We start from the raw sequence: 24,752 nt of genomic DNA on the forward strand, positions 1-24,752 counted from the left end.
TGCGATCGAAATGCAGCAGGCGGCAGAACGGCTTTTCCCAGATCGAGCGGACCTCGACCGGGGTGCGGATGCCGTTGACCTCGGTGGTCGGCAGGTTCCATTCCGGCTTGCCGTAGCGGCGCGTGGTGCGCTCGAACAGCTCACAGCCGGCGGCGATCGACTTGCCGAACTCGGTGTGCGTCCACGGATTGAGCGGGTTCTGAAACAGGATCTTGGTGGCGTCGGTCACCGCGCGCACCGGATTGAGCGACGCATGCGCCATCTCGTACATCCAGTACAACGGCGTCGTGAGTGCCGGGCTGCCTTCCGCCGCTAGTGGCGGGGCACCGCCAAATTCACCGATGGGCATAGTATTTTCAGACCCCTGTTTTGCGCCGCAGCATACTGACCAATGCGTAACAATGCGTCAATGCGCCGCGAGCCGAATCTGGGGGCGATATCGGGCTAAAAGGCCGAGAATCCACGAGAAAGTGACATTTATTCACCACCGCCGAGCAGCGACCCGTTGCGCTTGGCGCTCTGCAAAAGGGCAAGGAAGATCGCAAAAGAGGCAGCGAACAGGATGGCGTTGATGGCCAGCGCCCACACCATCAGGTCGGCGCGGAAGACGTGATCGATCAACAGCGAGCGCATGCCTTCGAACACATAGGTCGGCGGCAGCGTCCAGGCGACAGCTTGCAGCCAGGCCGGCAGCACCTCGACCGGATAGTAGATGCAGGCGAGCGGCATCACCGCGAACATCAACGTCCAGACGATGCTTTCCGCCCCTAACCCGTTGCGCAGCACGAGGCCCGAGGCGAACACGCCGACCGACCAGCTCGTGAAGATCAGATTGCAGAAGAACGCGATCAGCGGCAGTCCGATGGCGTAAAAGTTGAAGCCGAAGAAGAACAGCGCCAGCAGCGTCATCGGGATCACGCCGATGGCGAGCCGGATCAGGCTCATGATCATCAGCGAGAGCAGGAATTCGATCGGCTTCAGCGGGCTCATCATCAGGTTGCCGAGGTTGCGCGCCCACATCTCCTCCAGGAACGAGATCGAGAAGCCGAGCTGCCCCCGGAACAGGATGTCCCACAGGATCACGGCGCCGATCAGCGTGCCGCCCGCCTTGGCGAAGAAGCCGGATGCCTGCGAGATGTAATTCTGCAGGAAGCCCCAGGTGATGATCTGCAACGCCGGCCAGTAGACCAGCTCCAGCAGCCGCGGCCACGACGACATCAGGAGATACCAATAGCGCAGCACCATCGCATTGATGCGTTGCAGTGAAATGGCGTGCTGGTGCTGGCTGACGAGTTCACTCATGGTGTGCCCTCTGGCGCGCCCTCGCGCAGCCGGCCGCGCGCCACGTCGAGAAACACCTCTTCCAGCGTGTCGCGGTTGTAGCGCGCCATGATCCGCTCGGGGCTGTCGTCGTCCTCGATCTTGCCGCGCTTCATGATGATGACGCGGTCGCAGAGGCGCTCGACCTCCAGCATGTTGTGTGACGCCAGCAGGATGGTCGCGTTATGGGTCTTGCGATAGGTCTCGAGATGCTGCCGCACCCAGTCGGCGGTATCCGGGTCGAGCGAGGCGGTCGGCTCGTCGAGCAGCAGCAGATCGGGTTCGTTGATCAGCGCCTTCGCCAGCGCGACGCGGGTCTTCTGCCCGGCGGAGAGCTTGCCGTTGGAGCGGTCGAGGAATTCCTTGAGATCGAGATCGTCGGCGAGCTGGTCGATCCGCTCACGCAAATGCTGCACGGCATAGAGGCGGCCGAAAATGGTCAGGTTCTGCCGCACCGTGAGCCGCATCGGCATGTCGACATAGGGGCTTTCGAAGTTCATCCGGCCGAGCACGTCGTAGCGCTGCTCGGGGATTCTTGCACCGAGCACCTCGACGCTGCCCGAGGTCGGCAGCACCAGGCCCATGATCATCGCGATCGTCGTGGTCTTGCCGGCTCCGTTGCCGCCGAGCAGGCCGGTGATGCTGCCGCGCGCGATGCGGAACGAGATGTCGTCGACCGCGCGGGTGGTCTTGTAGACCTTGACCAGATGCGCGACGTCGATCGCGGCCGATCCGCCCTGATCGACCGCCGGCGATTGCGCCTGACCTGTCCCGACCTGTTGCATGTGGCCGTCATTGAGCCATTGCGACAATAAGCGCAAGGCTTGCCCTGCATCGTTGCGCTAAGTCGCGAATTTGTGCGCCGCCCACGGCACAGCTAAGGTCCCGGCATGACCGACGTCGCTTCCGATTTCCGCCAACCCCGCCGCTATGTCCGCCTGGATACGATCCTGCGGCTGCGCTGGCTCGCCGCGCTCGGCCAGCTCGTCGCCATCTTCATCGTCGCGCAGGGACTCGAATTCGACGTTCCGATCGTCCCATGCGTCACCATCGTGACGTTCTCGGCGCTGCTCAATCTGGCGCTGCAGATCGCCTTCAACCCGATGCAGCGGCTGGAGCCGGTCTATGCCGCGGCCCTGCTCGCGTTCAACATCGTCGAGCTCGGCGGCCTCCTGTACTTCACCGGCGGATTGCAGAACCCGTTCTCGTTCCTGTTCCTGGCGCCGGTCCTGATCTCGGCCACCGTGCTGCCGATCCGGCTGACGATCGCGCTCGGCTGCCTTGCGGTCGCCTGCGCCTCCGCGCTGTTCTTCTACCATCTGCCGCTGCCCTGGGATGCCGACGATCCCTTGGTGCTGCCGCCGATCTATCTGATCGGCGTCTGGCTTTCGATCCTGCTCGCGATCGGTGTCACCAGCCTTTACGCATTCCAGGTGACCGAGGAGGCGCGCCAGCTCTCCGACGCGCTCGCGGCGACCGAACTGGTGCTGACGCGCGAGCAGCATCTGACCCAGCTCGACGGCCTCGCCGCCGCTGCCGCGCACGAACTCGGCACGCCGCTGTCGACGATCTTCCTGATCTCGCGCGAGCTCGAGAAGACGGTGCATGACCAGGCGATCGCCGGCGACCTCAAGACCCTGCGCGAGCAGGCGCAGCGCTGCCGCGACATCCTGAGCAAGATCGCGCAATTGTCATCGAGCGGTGCGCCGTTCGACACCATGAAGCTGTCGACCCTGATCGAGGAGGCGGTGGCGCCGCATCGCGATTTCGGCATCAACATCAAGGTGCGGCTTGCTGTCGCAGCAACGCCTGAACCGGTCGCCGCGCGCAATCCGGCGATCCTTTATGGCGTCGGAAACATTCTCGAAAATGCGGTCGATTTCGCGCACCAGACCGTCGAGGTGAACGCGTGGTGGAACGCCGAGACCGTTGAGGTCGTCGTCTCCGACGACGGTCCGGGCATCGCGCCCGACATGCTGAAGCGGATCGGCGAGCCGTATCTGTCGCGCCGCCGGGGTGCGGATGAGGCCCAAAACCCACGTGGGGGCCTCGGTCTGGGCGTTTTCATCGCAAGGACGCTGCTGGAACGTACCGGCGCCAAGGTGTCGTTTACCAATCGCACCTTTCCCGATCACGGCGCCGTGGTGCAGATCGTCTGGCCGCGCGAGCGCTTCGAGGAAGCCGCGCCGGGCGACGAAACCGAATCCTGAGAACGATTCTTAATCGCAACTCTGGCATTACGGATGCATTGTTCTCTCCAGACAAGCACGCGACTTTCGGCTGCCTTGGCAGCGCCACGGTAGAACCCCATATTGTTGGTGTCTGCCACAGGGAAAAATGGACCGTGAACGCCATCACTGAACTGAATGACCATGCCGACCGCTCGCTCCTCATCGTCGAGGACGACAAGCCGTTCCTGGAACGTCTGTCGCGCGCGATGGAGACGCGGGGTTTCGCGGTGAAGTCATGCGACACGGTATCTGATGGTCTCGCCGAGATCGGCCGCGCCGCGCCCGCTTTCGCGGTCGTCGACCTCCGCCTCGGCGACGGCAACGGCCTCGACGTCGTTTCGGCGTTGAAGCGTAAGCGCCCCGAGGCGCGCGCGATCGTGCTCACCGGCTACGGCAACATCGCCACCGCCGTCACCGCGGTGAAGATGGGCGCCGTCGATTATCTCTCGAAGCCCGCCGACGCCGATGACGTCGTCGCCGCGCTGCTCGCGACCGGCACCGAGAAGTCCGAGCTGCCGGCCAATCCGATGTCGGCGGACCGCGTGCGCTGGGAGCACATCCAGCGCATCTACGAGATGTGCAACCGCAACGTCTCGGAGACCGCGCGCCGTCTCAACATGCACCGCCGTACCTTGCAGCGCATCCTCGCCAAGCGCGCCCCGCGCTAAGCGACGCTTCATTTGTTTTCGCGATGGCCGGGCTCGTCCCGGCCATTTGCTTTTCGTCGCTTCGTAGGGTGGGTAGAGCGAAGCGAAGCGAAACCCACCAACTTCACGCGGCGGCGACAAGTGATGGGTTTCGCTTCGCTCCCCATCAGCCGGGCCGAACCATCCTTCGAGGCTCGCTCCGCTCGCGCCTCCGGCGACAAAGGCGAGGCCTTTGCGCGGGGATGACGGGTTAAGATCGCGTGCTCGCTCTAAAACTCGCCGTGCCCCTGCGGATCGACGAGGCGGTTGATGCGCTGCGCCGCGGCCATGGCAAAGCGCACCGTCATCGCCTTGCGCGTGGCCGCCGGCAGGCGATGCTCCGGCGCCTCGCAATGCAGATGCGCGCCATAGGCGTCGGCGATGATCAAACCGGTGTCCTCCGGGAAGATCTCGCACGGCAGATCCTGCGTGAAGGCGAAGAACAGCCGGTCGCAATGCATACGGTAGTCCTGCCATTTCTGATCCGCACGCAGATCCTCGACCGACGACTTGATCTCAACGATCCAGATCTCGCCGCGCTCGTTCAACGCGACCAGATCGGCTCTTCGGCCGGACGGCAGCGGCAATTCGCTGATGCAGGAAAATCCCAGCGATCTCAGAAGCCTCGCCGTGCCGCGCGCGATCGCACGCGCGGTCTCCGACTGGCGTCGGTCGGGCGCGGGCACAAGCGCGATCTGGCGGGCGGATGAGTCCATTGCGCGAAGATTAGCCGATTCCACGAGAGCATGATCCGGAAAAGTGGAAGCCGGTTTTCCGCGAAGATCATGCTCCAGCCGATAGAGCGCGGCAGCGCGGGAATCGGCCGCAAATTCGCGAGGAAGGCGCCTTGATTCCGGCCTCAAGCCACCGCGAAGCCGATGGAACCTGGTTCCGAGGGACGAAACCACTGCAGGAGAGGCCCATGAGGTCACGCATCACGCTTCGCTCGTTCGTCTTCGCTCTCGCAACCCTGCCGCTAACAGCCGGACTGTGCTCCGCCATCGCCAAGCCGGTGGTCGAGGTCGCCTTCGTGCTCGATACCACCGGCTCGATGGGCGGATTGATCGAGGGCGCCAAACGGAAGGTCTGGTCGATCGCGACCGCAATCGTCGATTCCAATCCCGACGCCGATATCCGGATGGGCCTCGTCGCCTATCGCGACATCGGCGACGACTATGTGACCCGGAAGGTCGAGCTGACGCGCGACATCCAGGATCTCTACGGCAATCTGCTGGAATTGAAGGCGCGCGGCGGCGGCGACTGGCCGGAGAGCGTCAACGAGGCGCTCGACGTCGCCGTCAACAAGATGCAGTGGACGCAAGGCCGCGACAGCACACGCATCGTTTTTCTGGTCGGCGACGCCCCGCCGCACATGGACTATGCGCAGGACACCAAATACCCGGTCACGCTCGCCGTCGCCAAGCAACGCGACATCATCGTCAACGCCGTGCTTGCCGGCAACGCGCAGGATACCGAGCGGGTGTGGCGCGATATCGCGCAGAACGGCAACGGCGAGTTCATCCCGATCCCGCAGGATGGCGGCCAGATCGTCACCATCGAAACGCCGTTCGACGAGGACATCATCATCCTGCAGCGCCAGATCAACGGCACCGTGATTCCCTACGGCCCGCGCGCGTTGCAGAAGCGAACGGAATCCAAAACCCGGCAGCTGGCGAGCGTCGCCGCGTCTTCGCCGGCCCGTGCGTCGGAGATGGCAAGCTTCATCAACAAGCGCGCCAAGGTGACGTCGGAGGCGGTCACCGGCGACGGTGATCTGGTCGCCGACGTCGCGGCCGGCCGCAACGATGTGGCAAAGGTCAGGGACGAGGATCTGCCGGACAATCTCCGCGCCATGAAGTCGGAAGCGCGCACCGCCGAGATCGACAAGCAGATCACCCAGCGCAAGGCGCTGAACGAGAAGCTCGCCGCGCTGGTCGCCAAGCGCGACAAATACGTCGCCGAGCACCGCAAGAGCGCGCCGAAGGCGTCATCGTTCGATCGCGTGGTCGAGGACACGCTGAAGGCGCAGATCAAGCGGTAGCCATTCGGCACGGAGCGTCGTCCGGCTCCCTTGCGGGAAGGCGCTCCACAGGAACCCGTCGCCGCCTCACCGCTTATCCTCCCGGCCGCCGTCACGGGTGGGACTGGAGAGGATTGCCTGGTGATCGACGACCTCTGGTACAAGAACGGAGTGATCTACTGCCTGTCGGTTGGCACCTACATGGATGCCAACGGCGATGGCATCGGTGATTTCAGCGGCCTGCTCCGGCGCCTGGACTATTTGCACGGGCTCGGCATCACCGCGATCTGGCTGATGCCGTTTCAGCCTTCGCCCAACAGGGACGACGGCTACGACATCTCGGATTATTACGACGTCGATCCGCGCTACGGCACGCTGGGCGACTTCGTTGAATTTACCCATGGTTGCCAGCAACGCGGCATCCGCGTCATCATCGACCTCGTCGTCAATCACACCTCGGATCAGCACGCCTGGTTTCGATCAGCGCGCGGCTCGAAGGACTCGCCGTACCGCGACTGGTATGTCTGGTCGGACAAGAAGCCTGCCAATGCCAACACCGGCATGGTGTTTCCCGGCGTTCAGAAATCGACCTGGACGCGCGACAAGCAAGCCGGCGCCTGGTACTTCCATCGCTTCTACGATTTCCAGCCGGACCTCAACACATCGAACCCGCATGTGCAGGCCGAGATCCTCAAGATCATGGGGTTCTGGATTCAGCTCGGCGTCTCGGGCTTCCGCATGGACGCCGTGCCCTTCGTGATCGCGACCAAGGGCGCCTCCAGGCGCAAGCCGGTCGAGCAGTACGACATGCTGCGATCGTTTCGGGAATTTCTGCAATGGCGCCAGGGCAACGCGATCATCCTCGCCGAAGCCAACGTATTGCCCGAGACGGACATGGAATATTTCGGGCGTGACGGCGACAGAATGCACATGATGTTCAACTTCCATGTCAATCAGCATCTGTTCTACGCGTTGGCGTCGGCGGATACGAAGCCGTTGGCGAAGGCCTTGACGGCGACCAAGCCACGGCCCGCGACCGCACAATGGGGCTTGTTCCTGCGCAATCATGATGAACTCGACCTCGGCCGCCTCTCCAAGCCGCAGCGCGAGACGGTGTTCGAGGCATTCGGTTCCGACAAGACCATGCAGCTCTACGACCGCGGCATCCGGCGACGGCTTGCGCCCATGCTGGGCGGCGACCGCCGACGCATCGAGCTCGCCTACAGCGTGATGTGCACGCTTCCCGGCACGCCCGTGATCCGCTACGGCGATGAACTCGGCATGGGCGACAATCTGGATCTGCCCGAACGCGGTTGCGCGCGCACGCCGATGCAATGGTCGACCGAGCCGCACGCCGGCTTCACCGAGAGCGATCGGCCATGTGTGCCCGTCATCGACAATGGACCGTATGGCTATGAGCACGTCAACGCGGCCAAGCAACGGCGCGACCCCAATTCGATGCTGAACTGGACCGAGCGCATCGTCCGGATGCGCAAGGAAGTCCCCGAGGTCGGCTGGGGAGATTTCAAGGTCATCGCAAGCCGAAATCCCGCCATCCTGATCATCCGGTACGACTGGCGTAACAACTCGGTGCTGTTCGTGCACAATTTCGCGGAAAAGCCGCTCGAGATATCCTTCGACGTCGGGCTGCCCGACGATGCCGGCAATCTCCTCGTCAATCTCCTGACCGAGGACCACAGCCGCGCCGACGATGCCGGTCGCCACAAGCTTCTGATCGAGGCCTACGGCTATCGCTGGTACCGGGTCGGCGGGCTCGATTATCTGCTCAAGCGCAGCGACATCGATACCAATGAGCCCCGCACACGGCGTCAATCGTCCTGATGCGGTCCGAGGATCACGCCTTCATTGGGGCGCAGATCGAGCACGCCTTCGACCTTCTCGCCCTGCCGGTCCATCAAGGTCGACAGCAGAACCTCGTTGCTGAAACCGATCGCGCTCGACGAGACCGACGCCGGCGCCGCGCCAAAATTCAGCGCGATCACGACGACGCCGTCAGTGCTGCGCCGCCGGTAGAGCAGCACATCACCGTGCGCCGCCACCGGCTCATAGCTGCCATGGATGAGCTGCGGCAGCCTTCGCCGCAGCGCGATCAGCGCCTTGTAGAGGTTGAGGATCGACGCCGGCTCCGCCTCGAGGCTTGCGACATTGTCGCTGGCAAAATCCTGCGCGATCGGCAGCCATGGCGTGGCGGTCGAGAACCCGGCATGGCGCTCGGCGCTCCATTGCATCGGCGTGCGGCAGCCGTCACGGCCGACGCCGATATCCGGCACATTCTTCTCGAAGGGATCGCGCACCTGATCCGGCGCAATCGCAACCTGGCGCATGCCGATCTCGTCGCCGTAATAGAGCGTCGGCGTGCCGCGCAGCGTCACCAGCAGCATCGCGGCGACCGGCGCCTGCGCCGGCCCCACCCGGCTCGCCACCCGCGGCCGGTCGTGATTGCCGAGCACCCAGTTCGGCCACGCCCCCGGCGGCAGCGCCTTTTCGTAGTCGGCGATGATCATCTCGACCGCACGCGCACTCCACAAGGTCGACAGCAGCGCGAAGTTGAACGGCATCTGCGCGCCGCGCAGATCGTTGCCGTAATAGGCGACCAGCCGGTGCAGCGGCAGATAGATCTCGCCGATCAGCACGCGGTCGTCGAATTCCTCGGTGACGCCGCGCATCTCGGTGATGACGGAGTGCACCTCGAGCTGATCGGTCGAATATTGCGTCAGCAGCTTCTCGTGCGGCGGCCGGCCCTCGCGATAATGCGGGTTTGCCGGGTTATCGCGGAAGTCGGCATCCTTGATCAGGTGCCAGATCACGTCGACGCGAAAACCGTCGACGCCCTTGCGCAGCCAGAAGCGCATCACGTCGTAGATCGCGTCCCTGACCTCGCGATTGCGCCAGTTGAGATCGGGCTGCTGCGCGAGGAAGGCGTGATAATAGCATTGGCCTGAGGTCTCGTCATACGCCCAGGCGCTGCCGCCGAACTCGGACAGCCAGTTGTTCGGCGGGCCGCCGTCCGGCGCCGGATCGCGCCAGATGTACCAGTCGCGTTTGGGATTGTCGCGCGAGCTCTTCGCCTCGATGAACCAGGGATGCTGGTCGGATGTGTGGTTCGGCACCAGATCGAGGATCAGCTTGAGACCGGAATCGTGCGCGGCCGCGACCAGCGCGTCGAAATCCTCCATCGTGCCGAACAGCGGATCGATGCCGGTGTAATCGGAGATATCGTAACCGAAATCGGCCATCGGCGACGGGAAGATCGGCGACAGCCAGACCGCGTCGACGCCGAGCCGCGTCAGATAGGGCAGCCGCGTGATGATCCCCTTGAGATCGCCGACGCCGTCACCGTCGCTATCCGCGAACGAGCGCGGATAGACCTGATAGAAAATGCCGCGTCGCCACCAGTCCCTGTTGTCCTGATCCATCTCGTCCCCCCAAGCTCGCAGCCCGGCCCAGGCCGCTCCGCGCCCGGAGCGGCCGATCGGTTCAGGGATGACGCACAATTCGGGACGGAAAGATGGCCGGATTCAGCCGCTATAGCCGGTTCAATGCCGGGCCATCGCTAGCTGATAGATGGTGATCAGCACCTCGAACAGGATCAGGAAGACGATGATCAGCTCCAGCCGCAGCGAGCGGCCGGTGTCGATGATGTCGGTCAGCACCTGCGCGGTTTCGGCGACGACCGCGAGCTTGCGGTTCAGCGATTCCGCACGCTCCTTCAATTCATACTCGTCCTCGAGCCGGGCATAGAGGCGCTCGAGTTGCGGCTTGTCCCAGAGGATATCGGGCTTCTCCGACACCTCGACCGGTCCGGCCACGCGATGCCGCACCAGCAGCGCGTTGCCGATGTGCTTGAGGATCGCAACGCGGCCGCGATGGACGCGGCCGCCCTTGGCGAGCTCACGCGCAAGCGGCTCGGTCGTGTCGAAGACTGCCCGGACTTCCCGCTCGTGCCGCGCCAGCACCACGCTTTTCGCCAACGCCTCGCCGACGAGGATCAGCCGCTCCGGCGAGAGGCCTTGCAGATAGATCGGGCCGCCCGGCGGAATCTGATCCTCCTTCTCGGCGGCGAGCTCGATGATTGCGATCTCTTCCTCGCGCCGCGTGAACAGGCCGGTCATGCGCGACTGCAGGCTGCGCAGGAATTCATCCTCCTCCAGCGCATTGAGGCCGATCAGCACGACGACGCCGTAGCGGAACAGGATCGCCACGCCATTTTCATTGACGCGAAACGCCAGCGGCGTCGTGGCCAGCACGTCGCCGCGCTCGAGGCCCGACGTGTTGATGCGGTCCGCAACGAAGAAGGCGCGCGCGGTGGTCCGGGGTCCGCCGAGCGGTGATTTGGAAGCCTGGGTCATGAAGTTCCGGACTGCGAGGACTTGAATCATGATCGAGAGCAGCCGCGTACCGGCCTGCTCACGAACTTGTTCTGCTGGAGGTGACCTTATCACGGTCCGTTTTGGGATCACACGCCGGGGCGGCCGCATTTCCGGCGCGTGTTGACGGCGTTTGCCGGAAGCCTATGGTGCCCCCATGAACGAGACAACCGACACCAAGCCGAAGGCCGGCGCGATCATCGTGCCCGTGACGCTGTTCGAGCAGAACTGCACCATCATCTGGCACGAGCCCACCAAGAAGGCCGTGGTGATCGACCCGGGCGGCGACGTGCCGAAGATCCAGGCCGCGATCAAGCAGACCGGCGTGACGGTCGAGAAGATCTGGCTGACCCACGGTCATATCGACCATGTCGGCGGCGCCGCCGAACTGCGCGACGCGCTCCAGGTCAAGATCGAGGGCCCGCATATCGCCGACAAATATCTGCTCGACAATGTCGTCTCGAGCGGCGCGCGCTTCGGCATGGCCGGGGTGCGCAATTTCGGGCCAGACCGCTGGCTCGACGAGGGCGATCAGGTCTCGATCGGCGATCTCACCTTCGACATCCTGCACTGCCCCGGCCACTCACCGGGCAGCGTGGTGTTCTTCAACAAGGAGCTGCGCTTCGCCCATGTCGGCGACGTGCTGTTCGCCGGCTCGGTCGGACGCACCGACTTGCCCGGGGGCAGCCATCCGACGCTGATCCAGTCGATCAAGGACAAGCTGCTGCCGCTCGGCGACGATGTCGGCTTCATCTGCGGCCATGGCGCCGGATCGAGCATCGGCCAGGAGCGGATGACAAATCCGTTCCTGACCGGCGAGATGTAGCTACTTCATCAGCCCCGCGGCGGTGAGCGCCCGCGTGATGACGCCGCCGACATCGACACCCTTGCTCCGTCGCCTGCGCGGCCGATCGCTCTTGCGGCCCGATGCCACCTCCGGCTCGGCCGCTGGCACCGGTACCGTCATCGAGACCGTGTCGGCGCGCTCGCGCGGAATTCCGGTCGGCGCGATATGCGGCTGACGGACCTTGTCGGTCAGGCCGAAGAAGCTCGCGATGTGATAGGACGAGGAGATCCCGGCCTCGATCAGGAACGCGCCCTCCACGCCATAGCGCTCGTCGTTATCGGCAAGCCCGAGCGGCGTGCCATGGGCCATGTCGGCGATGGTGTAGGACTCGACCAGCGTTTCGCCGTCGGCGTTCCACCACACCTCGCGCGGATGGCCGTCGACATCCGCCTTCGACATCGCAGCAGGCGGCAGGCCGTGCACGTCGAGCCACTGCCGGACGATCGCATCGGCGTTGCCGGGATGCACGGTGCGGTCGGCGCTGCCGTGCCACACCGAAATCTTCGGCCATGCGCCGCCATGCGTGGACGCGTTGCGCACGAGACCGCCGAGCTCGGGCGCGGACAGCGCGCTGCCATGCATCATCGCGTGCAGCGCTTCGCGCAGATCGGTGGCGATGCCGAACGGCAGGCCGGCGATGATGGCGCCGGCCGCGAACACATCCGGATAGGTCGCGAGCATGGCCGAGGCCATCGCGCCGCCGGCGGACAGTCCCGTCACATAGACCCGCCGCGGGTCGATCTCATGCGTGCCGATCATATGCGCGATCATCTGCCTGATCGAAGCGGCCTCGCCCTGCCCGCGCGCGATGTCTTGCGGGTTGAACCAGTTGAAGCAGGTGTTGCCGTTGTTCAACGCCTGCTGCTCCGGCATCAGCAGCGCGAAGCCGTAATGCGCCGCAAGCGCCGACCAGCCGGCGCCGAGATCGTAGGACGCGGCGGTCTGGCCGCAGCCATGCAGCACCACGACGAGCGCGGGCGACCGCGCCAGCTGCGCGGGCACGAACGAGAACATTTTCAGATCGCCGGGGTTGACGCCGAATTCGGTCGTCTCGACGAGCGGCGTCGGCACGGCCGGCGCGAGTGCGCCAAGGCCGCTGAACGCGTTCATCTTCGGCAGATGACGCAGAAATTCGACGTTGTTGATCAGGGACAACAGCAACTCCTGAGGTGATTTAGTTTTCTGTGTCACCCGATCAGATAATTGCTGCACTGCAAAATGAAAAGGCCGTGTGCTGTCGTTCCCTGCAGAATTGTGAGAATCGGCGTTAATGCGTGATCGCGCCGCGGGCCGGCCGAAATAGTTGCCGTAGCACCTTGTTTGAGCACCAACTTTTCAGGAATGCGCGCCGCGTGCAGCCGGATTCAAGGGGTGGCGCGGCGCATCCATGACAGAAATGCGGCTGAAATGGCGATCGACAGCACAAACAATGCGCATGCCGCAAACAGCGCCAGACGTGCTGACATCGTGCTCTCGATTGCGAAGAAGACTGCGCCGATCGCGGCGACGCCGGCCGCGTTGCCGATCTGCGTCGTCGTACCGTACATGCCGGAGCCGGCACCGGCGCTCGCGGGCTGCACGCTCGCGAGCACCGCGCTCGACAATGGCGCCATGACGAGCCCCTGGCCGTAGCCGAAGATCATCAGCACCAGCGCGAGCAGCAGTGCCGAAGGTGCCGCGACCACCTCAATCGTCGCGACGAGCACGGCGAGACCGACGATCTGCAGCGCACAGCCCTCGATCAGCACCAGCGTGCCGCGATGCCTGGCGCGCACGCCGCTGTGACGCGAGGCAACCACGAAGGTCAGCGCCAGCGGCACGAACACCAGCCCGGCCTGTAGCGGCGGAATCTGCAAGCCCTTCTGCATGAACATGGTCATGATGAGGTAGAAGGACAGGTTGGCGAAGAAGAAGAAAAACACCGCGACCAGCCCGCGCATGAAGGCGCTATCCGACAGCAGCGACAGATCGATCAGCGGCATGCCGCCGCGGCGCGCGACGGCCCGCTCGAGCCGCACGAAGGTCGCGATCACAGCGATACCCACTGTCATCACCAGCCAGACCCATGCCGTCCAGCCGAAATCATGGCCAAACAGCAGCGGACCGATCAGGCACAACAGGCCCGCGAACAGCACGATCGCGCCCGGGATATCGAGCCGCGTGCCGGCGCGGCGCGGCACCGTCGGCATGATCTTCAGCGCCGCCGCGATAATGATGACACCGCACGGCACGTTGACGAAGAACACTGCGCGCCAGCCGAGCCCGGCGAGGTCGAGCGTCACCAGCACGCCGCCGAGCATGAAGCCGGCGGCGCCCGCAAGTCCCAGCACGATGCCGTAGATGCCGAACGCCCGCGCGCGGGCGGCGTCTGAGAACAACAGATGCAGCGTCGCCAGCACCTGCGGCACCATCAGCGCCGCGGTTGCGCCCTGCGCGAGCCGCGCGACGATGAGCTCGGGCCCGGACTGCGCGAGACCGCACCACAGCGAGGTCACCGAGAACCCGGCGACGCCGGCGACGAACACGTTCCTGGTGCCATGGATGTCGCCAAGCCGGCCGCCGGTGACCACCAGCGTGGCATAGGCGATCAGGTAGATCGCGATCACGGCCTCGATCTGCGCCGGCGTCGCGTGCAGCTCCGCCGCGATCGTCGGGATCGCGACGTTGACGATGAAGGCATCGACACCGAACATGAACTGCGCCGACACCACGATCGCCAGCACCCACCAGCGGCGGGACGTATCCGCTCGCGTCGAAACGATCTGGTGCATGTCCTGTCCTGCCCGAAATGATGTTACGGCGGACATCAGCAGATTCCGGTCATCGCTTCGATTACCTGCGAGGTAAGCCCGGGATCACAGACGCTCGAGCCCGGCTGCCAATTTGCGTTGACGCGCTGGGAAACATTCCGGACGGCGGCAATCGCCGCCGATTTGCGCAACAACCATGCGACCGCCGCAACCCCCGAGCATTGCCTTGCCCCGGGCCACCCCGTAGGTTGGCGGAAAGCCCCCGATAACAATAGTCCGGAGAGAACGACCCATGGCGCGCCTCAAGTTCGGAGCCTTCCTCGCCCCGCATCACCCGATCGGCGAGCATCCGATGCTGCAATTCCGCCGCGACCTCGATTTCGTCGAGCAGCTCGACGCGCTCGGTTACGACGAATTCTGGTGCGGCGAGCATCACTCCTCGGGCTGGGAGACCATCGCCTCGCCGGAAATGTTCCTGGCCGCCGCCGGCGAGCGCACCAAGCGCATCAAGCTCGGCACCGGCGTGATCTCGCTGCCCTATCATCACCCCTTCAACGTGGCGCAGCGCATGGTGCAACTCGACCACATGACCGGCGGCCGCGCCATCTTCGGCTCCGGTCCCGGTGCGCTCGCCTCCGACGCCCATACGCTCGGCATCGACCCGATGACTCAGCGCGACCGCCAGGACGAGGCGATCGCGGTGATCCGCCGCCTGTTCAACGGCGAGCGCGTCACCGCCAAGACCGACTGGTTTGAGATGCACGACGCCGCGCTGCAGATCCTGCCGCTGCAGGAGGACATGCCGTTCGTCGTGGCCTCGCAGATCTCGCCCTCGGGCATGACGCTCGCCGGCAAATACGGAATCGGCATCATTTCGCTCGGCTCGATGTCGACCCAGGGCCTGATGGCGCTGCCGCAGCAATGGCAGTTCGCCGAGGACGCCGCCAAGAAGGCCGGCACCACGGTGAGCCGCGCCAACTGGCGCGTGCTGCTGTCCTGGCACATCGCCGAGACCCGCGAGCAGGCGCGGCGCGAGGCCGGCGCCGGGCTGATGCGCTGGCACAACGAATATAACGTCGGCACCCTGATGCGGCCGGGCCTGACCGCGTTCTCCTCGCCGGACGAGGCCGTCGACAAGACCGCCTTCGTCGAAGGCGCCGCGTCCACCATCGGCACGCCGGACGATCTGATCAAGATGATCAAGAATCTGGTCGATGTGTCGGGCGGCGTCGGCTCGATCATCGGCTTCGCGCACGACTGGGCCAATCCGGAAAACACCCGCCGCAGCTGGGACTTGGTCGCGCGCTATGTCGTGCCCGAGATCAACGGCTATATCGACGGCCTGCGCAAGTCGCGCCAGTTCCTGATCGACAACCGCGCCGTGTTCGAACGCGCCGGCCAGGCTGTGATGGCCAAGATCATGCAGAACGACAAGGCCGCCGCCGCGCTTCAACAAACCGGCCCCGGCCGCGTCGCGATCCCCGCTGTGAATGCGCCGGATCTTGCGAAGGCCGCGGCCAAGCAGAAGGTGTGATTTGCGATCCTTCCTGAAGGAAGAAAGAACGCCAGCTCGCGCCACACCCACCGCCGTCGTCCCGGCGAAGGCCGGGACCCATACGCCGCGGCGGATGTTGTGAAAGGGGCTCGTCGTTCCAGCATCGCTCAACAATGGCCATTCGGGGTAATGGGTCCTGGCTCTCGCCAGGACGCCGGCGGGGATGGCTTGCGAGTCAAGACGTCAAGCAGCGCGGTGTCATCACCCGCGCATGCGCATGCGGGTGATCCAGTATTCCAGAGATGCCTATGCTTGAGCCGAGAAGCCGCGGCGTACTGGGTCGCCCGGTCGAACCGGGCGATGACAGTGCGGATGCCACACACGATCGTCGTCCTGGCGAAAGCCAGGACCCATTACCCCGAATGCGAATTGTTGCGCGACGCTGGGGCCACGATCCTTCTGACAACCAAAGCCGGTGGTTATGGGTCCTGGCTTTCGCCAGGACGACATTGAGTGTGTAGCGCGGCCGGCGGGTCATACATCCGCATTCTCGCGACATAAATTGTCCGAGTCATGCGCATTCGTCGACTGCGCATCGGCTCCACCGCATCTCGACCCACGTTCGTGACGACCGCGAAGCGCCCCTCGATCGGGGGAGACGGACGGAATTGAACATCTGAATTGCCCGACGACAGAAGCGCTGATTTGCCCATCGGGGTAATACGTCGCAACCCGACGCCCCCGGCGACGCAGACTTGCGTCGCCTTGTGAACCACCCAAGGCAGACACGCACTCATGTCGAGACTCGAGAGCGTCTCACCTCTCCCCCGCCGCGCCGACCGGTGGCTCGCAATGACGATACCGAATCAGCCCGCCCCCTGATCGAATGCCTTGCGCAGTGCGACGTAGCCGGCCTGCTGCTGGCTCCAGTTGCGGCCGCCGGTGATGGCTCCGTCGATGACGAGGTCGTGGCCGTTGATGAAGCTCGACTCGTCGCTCGCCAGGAACACTGCGGCATGCGCGATGTCGTCGGGCAGGCCGGCGCGCGGGATCGGCTGCGCTGCCTTGTAGACCTCGCGCATCACGGCCGCGGTCTTCTCCGCCGCCTCCGTCGACAGCCCGAGCGCCTTGCCGAAAATGCCGGTGGCGATCGCGCCGGGGGAGATCGAGTTGACGCGGATGCCGGACTCGCCGAGCTCCATTGCCACGCATTTGGTGAAATGGATGACCGCGGCCTTCGCGGCGCCATAGACCATCGATGAGGAGAAGCCGGCGAGCCGTCCGGCGATGCTGCCATTGTTGATGATGCTGCCGGAGCCCTGTTTGCGCATGTAGGGCGCGGCATGCTTCATGCCGAGCATGACGCTGCGCACCAGCGTCGCCATCGCGGCGTCGAACCGCTCGACGTCGAGACCTTCGATGCCCCCGGTCTGCGCCGGCCCACCGGCATTGTTGAACAGGCAGTCGATCCTGCCGAACCTCTCGACCGCAAGCGCGATCAGCGCCTGCATCTGTTCCTCGACCGTGACGTCGGTCTGACGGAACACGCAATTCTCGCCGAGCTGTTGCGCCAGTGCCTCGCCCTCCGGCGCGCGACGCCCGGCGATCAGTACCTTCGCGCCCTCCGCGACAAAGACCTCCGCCGTGCGTAGCCCGATGCCGCTGGTCGCCCCTGTGATCACCGCGACCTTGCCGTCCAGCCGTCCCATGTCGGTCCCCTCAACTTACGTAGGATGTTGTGGATATTCCCCAGCTCCTGCTGCCAATACAAGCACTTGCAAGCCGCCACGCTCGCAAGGTCCGCCTGTGGCCAGAAGGCCACAACTGCGGTTTTTCGGTCGCAGCGGCCTTATTTTGGGTCGCCTGTTCACGTGAACTGGAACGACCGATGGCGAAGTGGATCGACGATTTCAGGGCGTGTTGGCGGGGCGATGCCCAGCCAACGGTGCGGCTTGCGGTGGCCTTCGCGGTGCTTTGTCTCGTTTTGGCCACGGCCGCGCGCTTCGGGCTCGCCCAGATCCGGCCGGATGTGTTCTTCACGCCCTATTTCCCGGCGGTGTTCTTTGCCACCGCCCTTGGCGGTTTCCGGATCGGGATCGCGACCGCGCTGGCGAGCGGCCTGCTCGGCGTGGTGCTCAATTTCAGCGGCGCGCACGCCGATCCGGCGCGCTTTGCGTTGTTGATGATGTTCTGGGTTGTGTGCGGCATCGCGATCTGGGGCGTCGAGCATTACCGTTCCCTGGTCGCACAGCAGCGCGAAGTTTCCAAACGGCTGATCGAGGAAGAGCAGTACCGCAAGGTCGTGGTCGACGAATTGCAGCACCGGCTGAAGAACAAGTCCTCGACCATTCATGCCGTGCTGCATCAGGCGCTGCAGGACCGGCCCGATGTCTGGCAGCGCATCGACCATCGCATCCGCGCGCTCTCGGCAACCGACGATCTGATCGCGCGGGTCGATGGCTATGGCTGCGATATCAAGGATTTGCTGCGCTCGGAACTCGGGCCCTACGGCCATGTGCGGTTCAATCTCAATGGCGAGCAGCTGTTCCTGCCCGCCAAGCTCGCCGTCTCGCTGGCGTTGATCTTCCACGAGCTCGCAACCAACGCCGGAAAATACGGCGCCTTCTCCTCGCCGCGCGGATTTTTACAAGTGTCATGGACGGTCGACGACGGACGTCTCAACGTGATCTGGGACGAGACCGAAGGACCGGCGGTCGAGGCGATCGGCGAAGCCGGCTTCGGCACCAAGCTGCTCAAGTCGGCGCTGCGGCCGTTCGACGGCAAGACCGAGATCAGTTACCTGAAGACCGGTGTTCACTGCACCATGCAGTGCAAGCTTCCGAACTGTTGATAAGTTGGCTTTCCGGCACACGCGCATGTGTTGATGCAACCGCGCGCAGCGCAATCGCTTTCACCAACGGTCGCGGCCGACATTGATACTCTGTTAATGACGATTGCCGCGACGGCTTGCGAAAGCCGCCGCGGTCTCATTCTGTCACGGCATTTCGCAGGTCCGCTTAACCAAAACTACAACGGACTTTGCCAAGGTCGGCGCATGCATAGTCTCACCAGGCACGATTTTCAGGCGGGCGCGGCAGCGACCGGCCAAGACGATATTTCCGGAAATGAATTGCGTATCCTGCGCGACCTGCTCCAGCTATTGCCGGCGGGTGTGACCGTCCAGGACGAGCAGGGCCAGTTCATCCTGGTGAATGAAGCAGCCGCGAGCCAGCTGCAGCTGGCCGCCAGCGCGAGCCAGCCGTCCTCGGTCGATGAGCGCCACGCCGCCAACCTGGACCTGCTGCGCAGCGGCCGTCCAGTGGTGCTCGAGGAAACGCTCTCCTGCGGCGCATCCAAATACGTGTTTCTGACCTCGCACCGGCCGGTCCGGATCGCCGGTCGCAATCTCCTGATCTCGACCTCAACCGACATCAGCGAGCAGAAGGCGTTCGAGGACCAGCTGTTCCGCTCGGCCTATTACGACGAGCTGACCGGCCTGCCGACCCGCCGGGTGATAGAGCACCGCGTCAACGGCTTGATCCGCGACGATTCGCAAGGCCATTTCGCGCTCGCCTTCCTCGACGTCGACAACTTCAAGCACATCAACGACTATTACGGCCACGCGATCGGCGATGCGCTGCTCGTTGAGCTCTCGAAGCGACTCGGCCACGCGCTGCGCGACACCGATATCCTGTCGCGCATCTCCGGCGACGAATTCCTGCTGCTGCTCAACCCGATCAGCGGCAATGACGAGGTCGCCGAATTCATCCATGTCATGCAGGAGAGGCTGAAGGCGCCGTTCTTCATCGAGGACTCCGAGATCTTCGCCTCGACCTCGATCGGCGTCAGCCTCTATCCGATGCATGGCCGGAGCTACGAGGCGCTGCGCCAGAACGCCGACATCGCGATGTACCGCGTCAAGAACAACGGCAAGGGCTCGACCGCGTTCTTCGACAACAGCATGGAGCGCGAGGCGCTGGCGCGGATGAAGATCGAGCAGTCGCTGCGGCTGGCGATCCTGGAAAAGCGCTTCTGCTGCGCGTTTCAGGCCAAGGTCGATATCCGCACCCAGGAGGTGAAGGGCATCGAGGCGCTGGTGCGGCTGCGCGACGACGAGGGCGTGATCCAGGCGCCGGGCACCTTCATCGATCTCGCGGTCGAGCTCGGCCTGATCGACGAGCTGACGTTCCTGGTGCTGGCGGAGATCGTCAAGTCGATCGACCTGATCAACGACACGTTCGGTCCGACGGCGACGATCAGCATCAATGTCGCCGCCAAGCAGGCCTCCAACCTCGAATTTATGCGCCGGTTCGCTCGCGCGCTCGAGGAGACCGGCTTCCCGAAACGCTTCATGATCGAGGTGACCGAGGACGCGTTCGTGACGCGGTCACATTTCCAGGACCAGATCCTGCCGATCCTGCGCGGCATCGGCGTCGGCATCTCGATCGACGATTTCGGCATCGGCTATTCGTCGCTGTCGGCGCTCGCCGACATCACCGCCGACGAGATCAAGATCGATCGCTCCTTCATCACCGACATCCATCAGCGGCCGCGCAGCCAGGGCATCTTGCGCGCAATCGAATCGCTGAGCGAGGCGCTCGGCATGACCGTGATCGCCGAGGGTATCGAGTCCTACGAGGAGCTCACCTATCTGCAGGCGGCGAGCAAGATCCGCTATGCCCAGGGCTATTACTTCGCCAAGCCGATCTTCCTCGAGGATTTGAGGCCGGCGACACCGGTCGCCAGTGAGACGCGCGCCAGCATGGCAGCGCGCCCCGCCCAGGAAGGCCGCCAGGGCTATTCGCGCGCCAGCGGCTTCCGGCGGTAGGCGATAGGCGCCCATCAAATTGACGGCTGAACCACCTCGCCCCGCTTGCGGGGAGAGGTCGGATTGCATCGCCCTCTAAGAGCGAGCTTCGCTCGTCTCGACCCGTAAGAACGGGGAGAGGGAGCGGACAACAGCCCTACTTCTCCAGTACCGCCAACGGCTGCACGCCGTTATTCGCGGGGCCGGCCTACATCGTGATCAGCATCATCGAGACCATGTCGTAATAGCCCATGATGGCGATGATATCCGTGATGCCGCGCTCGCCGAATTTATCCAGCGCCGCCTTGTAGACGGCGTCGCTGACCTTCTTGTCGCGATAGAGCGCGATGCCGAGATCGTACAGCGCAGCCTCGTCGTCCTTCATGCTCTCGGGCCGCGCGCCCTTGGCGATGGCGTCCGCGATTTTCGGATCGAGCCCGCCCTTCATCGCCAGCGGATAGTGCGCGGACCATTCATATTGCGCGGTCCAGTGCCGCGCCGTGATCAGGATCGCCATTTCGCTGAGCCGCGCCGGCAGCGAGGTATTCCAGCGCAGGTACTCCGACAGGTTCGACAGCTTCGGCGCCAGATCGGGATTGCGGATGTAGGCGCGGTAGGGCGGCGCGGTGAATTTGGCATTGCGCGGCGGCGCGCTGATCATGTCGGCCCAGGCCTTTTGCGCTGGCGACAGTTCCTCCGCCTTCAGCGGCGCAAAGCGCACGGCGTCCTCGGCCCGCACGGCCGACACCGACAATGCCAGCGCCGCCAGGATCCCTGCTCCGAATATTGTTCTCATTGTTGTTCTCCCTTTTCGGTGCAGGCGTCTTTGCGCCCCTGCCCGGTCGCGCGAGCTTAGTTGCCGTCGCGATGGATGCAATGAGGTGCCAGCTGTCGTTCAGCGCGGGCCGCCGAACCGAAGCGCCTCGTCACGGCAGGCGCGCGGTTAGGCCACACCTACCGCAGCACCGGGCGGCGGCGTATATAAAGAGCAGTCCCAAGCGGCGCGAAGGTGTCAGCCATGCAGCCTGTGTCTATCCTCCTGAACATCCTCTGGATCCTGATCGGTGGCGCGTGGATGGCGTTCGGCTGGCTGATCGCCGCCGTGATCATGGCTGTGACCATTATCGGGCTGCCCTGGGCGCGCGCCGCCTTCAACATCGCCGTCTACACGCTGCTGCCGTTCGGCTCGCGTGCGGTGCGCCGCGATGAGGTGACCGGCACGTCCGACATCGGCACCGGACCGCTCGGGGTGATCGGCAACCTGATCTGGTTCATCCTGGCCGGCTGGTGGCTCGCGATCGGCCATGTGATCACCGCGATCCTGCTGGCGGTGACCATCATCGGCATTCCGTTTGCCTGGGCGCATCTCAAGCTTGCCGGCATCGCGCTGTGGCCGATCGGCAAGGTGATCGTGCCGGCGTGACGCTGGCTGGGCCGTCGGCGGCTAGAGCCAATCCTTCGTGGTCTGGCTGCAAGCCTGGTAGTCGCGCCGCCAGACGAAGCCACCGCCGCCACACGGCGGGCGCGGCCGTGAGGTGGCGGGACACTCGTTCCTAACCCGCGCGGCGGTGCCCCATCCGTCGATCACGCAGGCACCTCGTGAGGTCCTGTGGCAACCGTCACCGCATCCCTCTGCGGCGCTGGCCGGGGTCAAGCCGAGGAAGGCACCGGCTGTCAGAAGCGTGATCAAACCTGCTCTCATGATGTTCTCCATCGAGCTGTCGGTCGTGCTGCTCCATTCGCGATACGAGCGTAGGCGATCTCAGTGCCGCTTGCCACCGAATCCGCGCACAAATTCTGGTGTCGGGGGCTCAGCGCGCCGCCTCGCAGCCGGGGATGTCGAACACGGCGGTCAGGCCGCAGGGCGAATTGAGCATCTTGCCGCCGGCATGGCCGACGCCGGGCACGTCCCACACGCTGTGGTTCGGCGCGCCGTTGTCGCGGGCCTGCATCGCGGCGGCATAGGAATGCCCGCGCGCGTAACGATATGGTCCTTCGGCCTCCGCCATGCAGGATTTGTCGAGCGCGGGATGATTGGGATTGGTGTCGAGCGTTCCAAGCAGATAGATCACGCGGCGTGCGACATAGGCCTGCTCCAGCGCAGCCGGCGAAGGCTCGGCAAGATAGGGCGGGCGGTTGTCCATGCCAAATTTCCAGCTGTTATAGCCATGGCAGTTCGCCGCGATCGCGGGCTCCGGCCGCTCTTTGGTGAAATAGGCGTAGGAGGACGGATTGGCGACCACATAGCGCACGCCGATACCCTCGCGCAGCAGGACCTGGTCGCCCTTCACCGCGATCGCATAGCGCTGCACCACCTGGGCGCCGCCGGAATGGCCGAACACGACGACCTGCTGCAGGTTGGGAAACAGCTTGCGGTCGCCGAGCTTCGCCAGGATGGCATCGAGCGCCTCAAACGAGCTCGCCGCGCTCGGCGCGAGCGCAGGCTCGCCGCCCTGCCAGCCATAGAGGCTCCAGCGCAGCGTCTCCGCCGGCAGCTTGAATGCCTCGACGTCGGACTCGATCAGGAATTGCGGCGCGATCATCAGCGCATGCTCGCCGGCATCGCCGGCTGCGGCCTGCGCGCTCAGCGCCGCGCGAAAATAGTCGTCGGCATTGCGCAGCACGCCGTGCAGCACGAGCACCGCGCGCGTAACATCCGGCAGCGGATTGGACCAGTCGGCCGAGAGGTAGAGCGGAAAGCTCGCTTTGCCGACGGCAATCCGCGCATTGGCGATCTCCTTGACCGGCTTCCGGTCGCGCTCGGTCTGTGCCTGCGTCGCGGACGCAGTGGGTACGTGCGCCGCCGCCACGACGAGCAAGGCCGCGGCCGCAAGCCAGACCCGGTGATGCATGGTTCGACTCCGTTGCTGCCGCGAGCTCGGCCGGATCATGGCGCGTCAGGCGCAGATTCGCCCGTGAATTTTCGGAAAGCTTCCGCACCCGCGCCTCAGGCGACGAGCCGCCCGCGATTGTTGGCGGCGAGGATCGGGCGGATCAGGCGGCCGAACCGCTCGGCCTCCTCGTCATGCAGATAGCCGGACAGGCAGAAGGAGTGGCAGCCGGCATCGATGAACTGCTGCAAGGTCGCGGCGCATTGCGCGGGATTGCCGACCACCGCGATGCCGGCGCCGGGCCGCACCTTGGTGATGCCGGTCCACAGATGCGGCATCAGAAGATCGCCGTAGTCGCGCGCGAGCTGCTGCACGCGCTGGTTGGCCTCCGAGCGATTGTAGAGCGTCTTCATCTCCTGCTTCTGCCGCTCGGTAGCGTGGCGCACCAGCTGGTCGGCCGCCTCCCAGGCATCGGCCTCGTTCTCGCGGCAGATCACCTGCAGCCGCATGCCGAAGCCGATCGCATCCTCGCGGTCATGCGCCCGCGCCATCCGCCGGATCTCGGCGATATTCTCCGCGATGCGTTCCGGCAGATCGCCCCAGAACAGATGGACGTCGGAATGCTTCGCCGACACCTCCCAGGCCTGCCGCGAGCCGCCGCCGAGATAGAATTTCGGAAACGGCTGCTGCAACGGACGCGGCCTGATATGCGCGCCGGAGATGGTGTGAAACCTGCCCTGGAAATGCACCGGACCGCGCGTCGTCCACAGCGCCTTGAGGATCGAGACCTCCTCCTCCATCAGCGCGTAGCGCTCTTCCTTGGGCTGACGCACGCCCTCGACCTCGCTCTCGTTCTGGCCGGCGATCAGATTGATGCAGATCCGCCCGCCCGACATCTGGTCGAAGGTCGAGATCATCTTTGCCATCAGCACCGGGTTGATATAGCCGGGCCGCGCCGCAATCAGCGGCTTGATCCGGCTGGAGCGCGCCGCCATGAAGGCACCCGTGATCCAGGCCTCCCAGCACACCGAGCCGACCGGAATCAGCAGATACTCGAAGCCGGCATCCTCGGCCGCCTTAACCACGCGCTCGCAGAGTTCCGGCGAACCGGCGATCTGGGCCTCCATCAGCCCATAGGCGGTGGTGTCGCCATGCGTGGGCAGATACCAGCCGAATTCCAGCGGACGCATGGGCAAACTCCCTCGAAAGACGGCCTTTTTTCGCGGCCTGTCATATTGTCGGGAGGCAGTTTACAGCCCTTAACCAGTTGGACAACGCCGTTGCCGACAGGGAGCCAATCAGCTAAATGAACCCCTGCACGCACCCGTAGCTCAGCTGGATAGAGCGTTGCCCTCCGAAGGCAAAGGTCACACGTTC

Annotated in this window: 21 protein-coding genes and 1 pseudogene; 9 read left to right on the plus strand and 13 right to left on the minus strand. The window is 64.6% G+C overall.

The annotated features are described in order from the left end of the window. The 3 genes and pseudogenes from AKL29_RS44445 to AKL29_RS05090 form a co-directional block, all read right to left on the minus strand. Positions 1–349: pseudogene (locus AKL29_RS44445) on the minus strand (polyhydroxyalkanoate depolymerase); the annotation flags it as partial. Positions 350–477: 128 nt separating this feature from the next. Beyond that, entirely contained in the window at positions 478–1,302 is an 825-nt protein-coding gene (locus AKL29_RS05085) for an ABC transporter permease (protein WP_050383350.1), read from the minus strand. Beyond that, the gene (locus AKL29_RS05090; RefSeq protein ID WP_050383351.1) at positions 1,299–2,105 is read right to left on the minus strand and encodes an ABC transporter ATP-binding protein; all 807 of its coding nucleotides are present in this window, start codon (positions 2,103–2,105) and stop codon (positions 1,299–1,301) included. Before AKL29_RS05090 ends, AKL29_RS05085 begins: the two co-directional genes overlap by 4 nt. Before the next feature lie 105 nt (positions 2,106–2,210). Here AKL29_RS05090 and AKL29_RS05095 point away from each other — a divergent pair, with 105 nt between their 5' ends. Both AKL29_RS05095 and AKL29_RS05100 read left to right on the plus strand, forming a co-directional pair. Then, positions 2,211–3,530: an ActS/PrrB/RegB family redox-sensitive histidine kinase gene (locus tag AKL29_RS05095; RefSeq protein ID WP_050383352.1), complete on the plus strand. Its 1,320-nt coding sequence runs from the start codon at positions 2,211–2,213 to the stop codon at positions 3,528–3,530. Between the two features lie 134 nt (positions 3,531–3,664). Further along, on the plus strand, positions 3,665–4,219 hold the full coding sequence (locus AKL29_RS05100) for an ActR/PrrA/RegA family redox response regulator transcription factor (RefSeq protein WP_016845514.1): 555 nt from the start codon (positions 3,665–3,667) through the stop codon (positions 4,217–4,219). 248 nt (positions 4,220–4,467) lie between these two features. Here AKL29_RS05100 and AKL29_RS05105 read toward each other — a convergent pair whose 3' ends face one another. Next, positions 4,468–4,953 carry an MmcB family DNA repair protein gene (locus tag AKL29_RS05105; RefSeq protein WP_050383353.1) on the minus strand — a complete coding sequence of 162 codons (486 nt, stop codon included), beginning with the start codon at positions 4,951–4,953 and terminating at the stop codon, positions 4,468–4,470. A 206-nt stretch (positions 4,954–5,159) separates the two neighbouring features. On the opposite strand from AKL29_RS05105, the gene AKL29_RS05110 reads away from it, so the two are divergent. Together AKL29_RS05110 and AKL29_RS05115 are read left to right on the plus strand one after the other, a co-directional pair. Beyond that, positions 5,160–6,278: a vWA domain-containing protein gene (locus AKL29_RS05110; RefSeq protein WP_050383354.1), complete on the plus strand. Its 1,119-nt coding sequence runs from the start codon at positions 5,160–5,162 to the stop codon at positions 6,276–6,278. A 120-nt stretch (positions 6,279–6,398) separates the two neighbouring features. After that, a complete protein-coding gene (locus tag AKL29_RS05115) occupies positions 6,399–8,099 on the plus strand; it encodes an alpha-amylase family protein (protein ID WP_050383355.1) in 1,701 nt (566 codons plus the stop codon). Here the strand turns inward: AKL29_RS05115 and AKL29_RS05120 are convergent. After that, positions 8,087–9,694 carry an alpha-amylase family glycosyl hydrolase gene (locus tag AKL29_RS05120; RefSeq protein WP_050383356.1) on the minus strand — a complete coding sequence of 536 codons (1,608 nt, stop codon included), beginning with the start codon at positions 9,692–9,694 and terminating at the stop codon, positions 8,087–8,089. The genes AKL29_RS05115 and AKL29_RS05120 overlap by 13 nt on opposite strands. Before the next feature lie 120 nt (positions 9,695–9,814). Then, positions 9,815–10,627, minus strand: coding sequence for an RMD1 family protein (locus tag AKL29_RS05125; RefSeq protein WP_028335606.1), 813 nt, complete (start codon positions 10,625–10,627; stop codon positions 9,815–9,817). Positions 10,628–10,802: 175 nt separating this feature from the next. Between AKL29_RS05125 and AKL29_RS05130 the strand changes: the two genes are divergently transcribed. After that, complete coding sequence (locus AKL29_RS05130; RefSeq protein ID WP_028335605.1) at positions 10,803–11,471, plus strand: MBL fold metallo-hydrolase; 669 nt, start codon at positions 10,803–10,805, stop codon at positions 11,469–11,471. Here the strand turns inward: AKL29_RS05130 and AKL29_RS05135 are convergent, their stop codons facing one another. Both AKL29_RS05135 and AKL29_RS05140 read right to left on the minus strand, forming a co-directional pair. After that, positions 11,472–12,647, minus strand: coding sequence for an extracellular catalytic domain type 1 short-chain-length polyhydroxyalkanoate depolymerase (locus AKL29_RS05135; RefSeq protein WP_050383599.1), 1,176 nt, complete (start codon positions 12,645–12,647; stop codon positions 11,472–11,474). A gap of 209 nt (positions 12,648–12,856) precedes the next feature. After that, positions 12,857–14,263 (minus strand): MFS transporter, encoded by a 1,407-nt coding sequence (locus AKL29_RS05140; protein ID WP_050383357.1) that lies wholly within the window; start codon positions 14,261–14,263, stop codon positions 12,857–12,859. A 271-nt stretch (positions 14,264–14,534) separates the two neighbouring features. Here AKL29_RS05140 and AKL29_RS05145 point away from each other — a divergent pair, with 271 nt between their 5' ends. Continuing rightward, positions 14,535–15,776, plus strand: coding sequence for an LLM class flavin-dependent oxidoreductase (locus tag AKL29_RS05145; RefSeq protein WP_050383358.1), 1,242 nt, complete (start codon positions 14,535–14,537; stop codon positions 15,774–15,776). A gap of 827 nt (positions 15,777–16,603) precedes the next feature. Here AKL29_RS05145 and AKL29_RS05150 read toward each other — a convergent pair. After that, complete coding sequence (locus AKL29_RS05150; RefSeq protein WP_050383359.1) at positions 16,604–17,446, minus strand: SDR family NAD(P)-dependent oxidoreductase; 843 nt, start codon at positions 17,444–17,446, stop codon at positions 16,604–16,606. 179 nt (positions 17,447–17,625) lie between these two features. Here AKL29_RS05150 and AKL29_RS05155 point away from each other — a divergent pair, with 179 nt between their 5' ends. Beyond that, the gene (locus AKL29_RS05155; RefSeq protein ID WP_028335600.1) at positions 17,626–18,588 is read left to right on the plus strand and encodes a sensor histidine kinase; all 963 of its coding nucleotides are present in this window, start codon (positions 17,626–17,628) and stop codon (positions 18,586–18,588) included. A 204-nt stretch (positions 18,589–18,792) separates the two neighbouring features. Then, positions 18,793–20,565, plus strand: a complete 1,773-nt coding sequence (locus AKL29_RS05160; protein WP_028335599.1) for a putative bifunctional diguanylate cyclase/phosphodiesterase — start codon at positions 18,793–18,795, stop codon at positions 20,563–20,565. A 187-nt stretch (positions 20,566–20,752) separates the two neighbouring features. Here the strand turns inward: AKL29_RS05160 and AKL29_RS05165 are convergent, their stop codons facing one another. Further along, positions 20,753–21,340 (minus strand): carboxymuconolactone decarboxylase family protein, encoded by a 588-nt coding sequence (locus AKL29_RS05165; protein WP_050383360.1) that lies wholly within the window; start codon positions 21,338–21,340, stop codon positions 20,753–20,755. A gap of 222 nt (positions 21,341–21,562) precedes the next feature. Between AKL29_RS05165 and AKL29_RS05170 the strand changes: the two genes are divergently transcribed. After that, positions 21,563–21,967 (plus strand): YccF domain-containing protein, encoded by a 405-nt coding sequence (locus AKL29_RS05170; RefSeq protein WP_028335598.1) that lies wholly within the window; start codon positions 21,563–21,565, stop codon positions 21,965–21,967. A 21-nt stretch (positions 21,968–21,988) separates the two neighbouring features. Here AKL29_RS05170 and AKL29_RS46575 read toward each other — a convergent pair whose 3' ends face one another. The 3 genes from AKL29_RS46575 to AKL29_RS05180 form a co-directional block, all read right to left on the minus strand. Continuing rightward, on the minus strand, positions 21,989–22,246 hold the full coding sequence (locus tag AKL29_RS46575; protein WP_430648852.1) for a GCG_CRPN prefix-to-repeats domain-containing protein: 258 nt from the start codon (positions 22,244–22,246) through the stop codon (positions 21,989–21,991). A 109-nt stretch (positions 22,247–22,355) separates the two neighbouring features. Further along, a complete protein-coding gene (locus AKL29_RS05175; RefSeq protein ID WP_050383361.1) occupies positions 22,356–23,396 on the minus strand; it encodes a hypothetical protein in 1,041 nt (346 codons plus the stop codon). A gap of 95 nt (positions 23,397–23,491) precedes the next feature. After that, complete coding sequence (locus AKL29_RS05180; RefSeq protein WP_050383362.1) at positions 23,492–24,565, minus strand: LLM class flavin-dependent oxidoreductase; 1,074 nt, start codon at positions 24,563–24,565, stop codon at positions 23,492–23,494. Positions 24,566–24,752: the final 187 nt, after the last annotated feature.

Origin of the sequence: Bradyrhizobium pachyrhizi (assembly GCF_001189245.1) — a bacterium.
In the GTDB taxonomy this organism is placed as follows: Bacteria; Pseudomonadota; Alphaproteobacteria; order Rhizobiales; family Xanthobacteraceae; genus Bradyrhizobium; species Bradyrhizobium pachyrhizi.

What these genes read in the sequence shown, in the direction of transcription:
- AKL29_RS05085 (WP_050383350.1), bottom strand. Translation starts at nt 1,302, where the DNA reads ATGAGTGAACTCGTCAGCCAGCACCAGCACGCCATTTCACTGCAACGC.
- AKL29_RS05090 (WP_050383351.1), bottom strand. Translation starts at nt 2,105, where the DNA reads ATGCAACAGGTCGGGACAGGTCAGGCGCAATCGCCGGCGGTCGATCAG.
- AKL29_RS05095 (WP_050383352.1), top strand. Translation starts at nt 2,211, where the DNA reads ATGACCGACGTCGCTTCCGATTTCCGCCAACCCCGCCGCTATGTCCGC.
- AKL29_RS05105 (WP_050383353.1), bottom strand. Translation starts at nt 4,953, where the DNA reads ATGGACTCATCCGCCCGCCAGATCGCGCTTGTGCCCGCGCCCGACCGA.
- AKL29_RS05110 (WP_050383354.1), top strand. Translation starts at nt 5,160, where the DNA reads ATGAGGTCACGCATCACGCTTCGCTCGTTCGTCTTCGCTCTCGCAACC.
- AKL29_RS05120 (WP_050383356.1), bottom strand. Translation starts at nt 9,694, where the DNA reads ATGGATCAGGACAACAGGGACTGGTGGCGACGCGGCATTTTCTATCAG.
- AKL29_RS05125 (WP_028335606.1), bottom strand. Translation starts at nt 10,627, where the DNA reads ATGACCCAGGCTTCCAAATCACCGCTCGGCGGACCCCGGACCACCGCG.
- AKL29_RS05130 (WP_028335605.1), top strand. Translation starts at nt 10,803, where the DNA reads ATGAACGAGACAACCGACACCAAGCCGAAGGCCGGCGCGATCATCGTG.
- AKL29_RS05140 (WP_050383357.1), bottom strand. Translation starts at nt 14,263, where the DNA reads ATGCACCAGATCGTTTCGACGCGAGCGGATACGTCCCGCCGCTGGTGG.
- AKL29_RS05145 (WP_050383358.1), top strand. Translation starts at nt 14,535, where the DNA reads ATGGCGCGCCTCAAGTTCGGAGCCTTCCTCGCCCCGCATCACCCGATC.
- AKL29_RS05150 (WP_050383359.1), bottom strand. Translation starts at nt 17,446, where the DNA reads ATGGGACGGCTGGACGGCAAGGTCGCGGTGATCACAGGGGCGACCAGC.
- AKL29_RS05155 (WP_028335600.1), top strand. Translation starts at nt 17,626, where the DNA reads ATGGCGAAGTGGATCGACGATTTCAGGGCGTGTTGGCGGGGCGATGCC.
- AKL29_RS05160 (WP_028335599.1), top strand. Translation starts at nt 18,793, where the DNA reads ATGCATAGTCTCACCAGGCACGATTTTCAGGCGGGCGCGGCAGCGACC.
- AKL29_RS05165 (WP_050383360.1), bottom strand. Translation starts at nt 21,340, where the DNA reads ATGAGAACAATATTCGGAGCAGGGATCCTGGCGGCGCTGGCATTGTCG.
- AKL29_RS05170 (WP_028335598.1), top strand. Translation starts at nt 21,563, where the DNA reads ATGCAGCCTGTGTCTATCCTCCTGAACATCCTCTGGATCCTGATCGGT.
- AKL29_RS46575 (WP_430648852.1), bottom strand. Translation starts at nt 22,246, where the DNA reads ATGAGAGCAGGTTTGATCACGCTTCTGACAGCCGGTGCCTTCCTCGGC.
- AKL29_RS05175 (WP_050383361.1), bottom strand. Translation starts at nt 23,396, where the DNA reads ATGCATCACCGGGTCTGGCTTGCGGCCGCGGCCTTGCTCGTCGTGGCG.
- AKL29_RS05180 (WP_050383362.1), bottom strand. Translation starts at nt 24,565, where the DNA reads ATGCGTCCGCTGGAATTCGGCTGGTATCTGCCCACGCATGGCGACACC.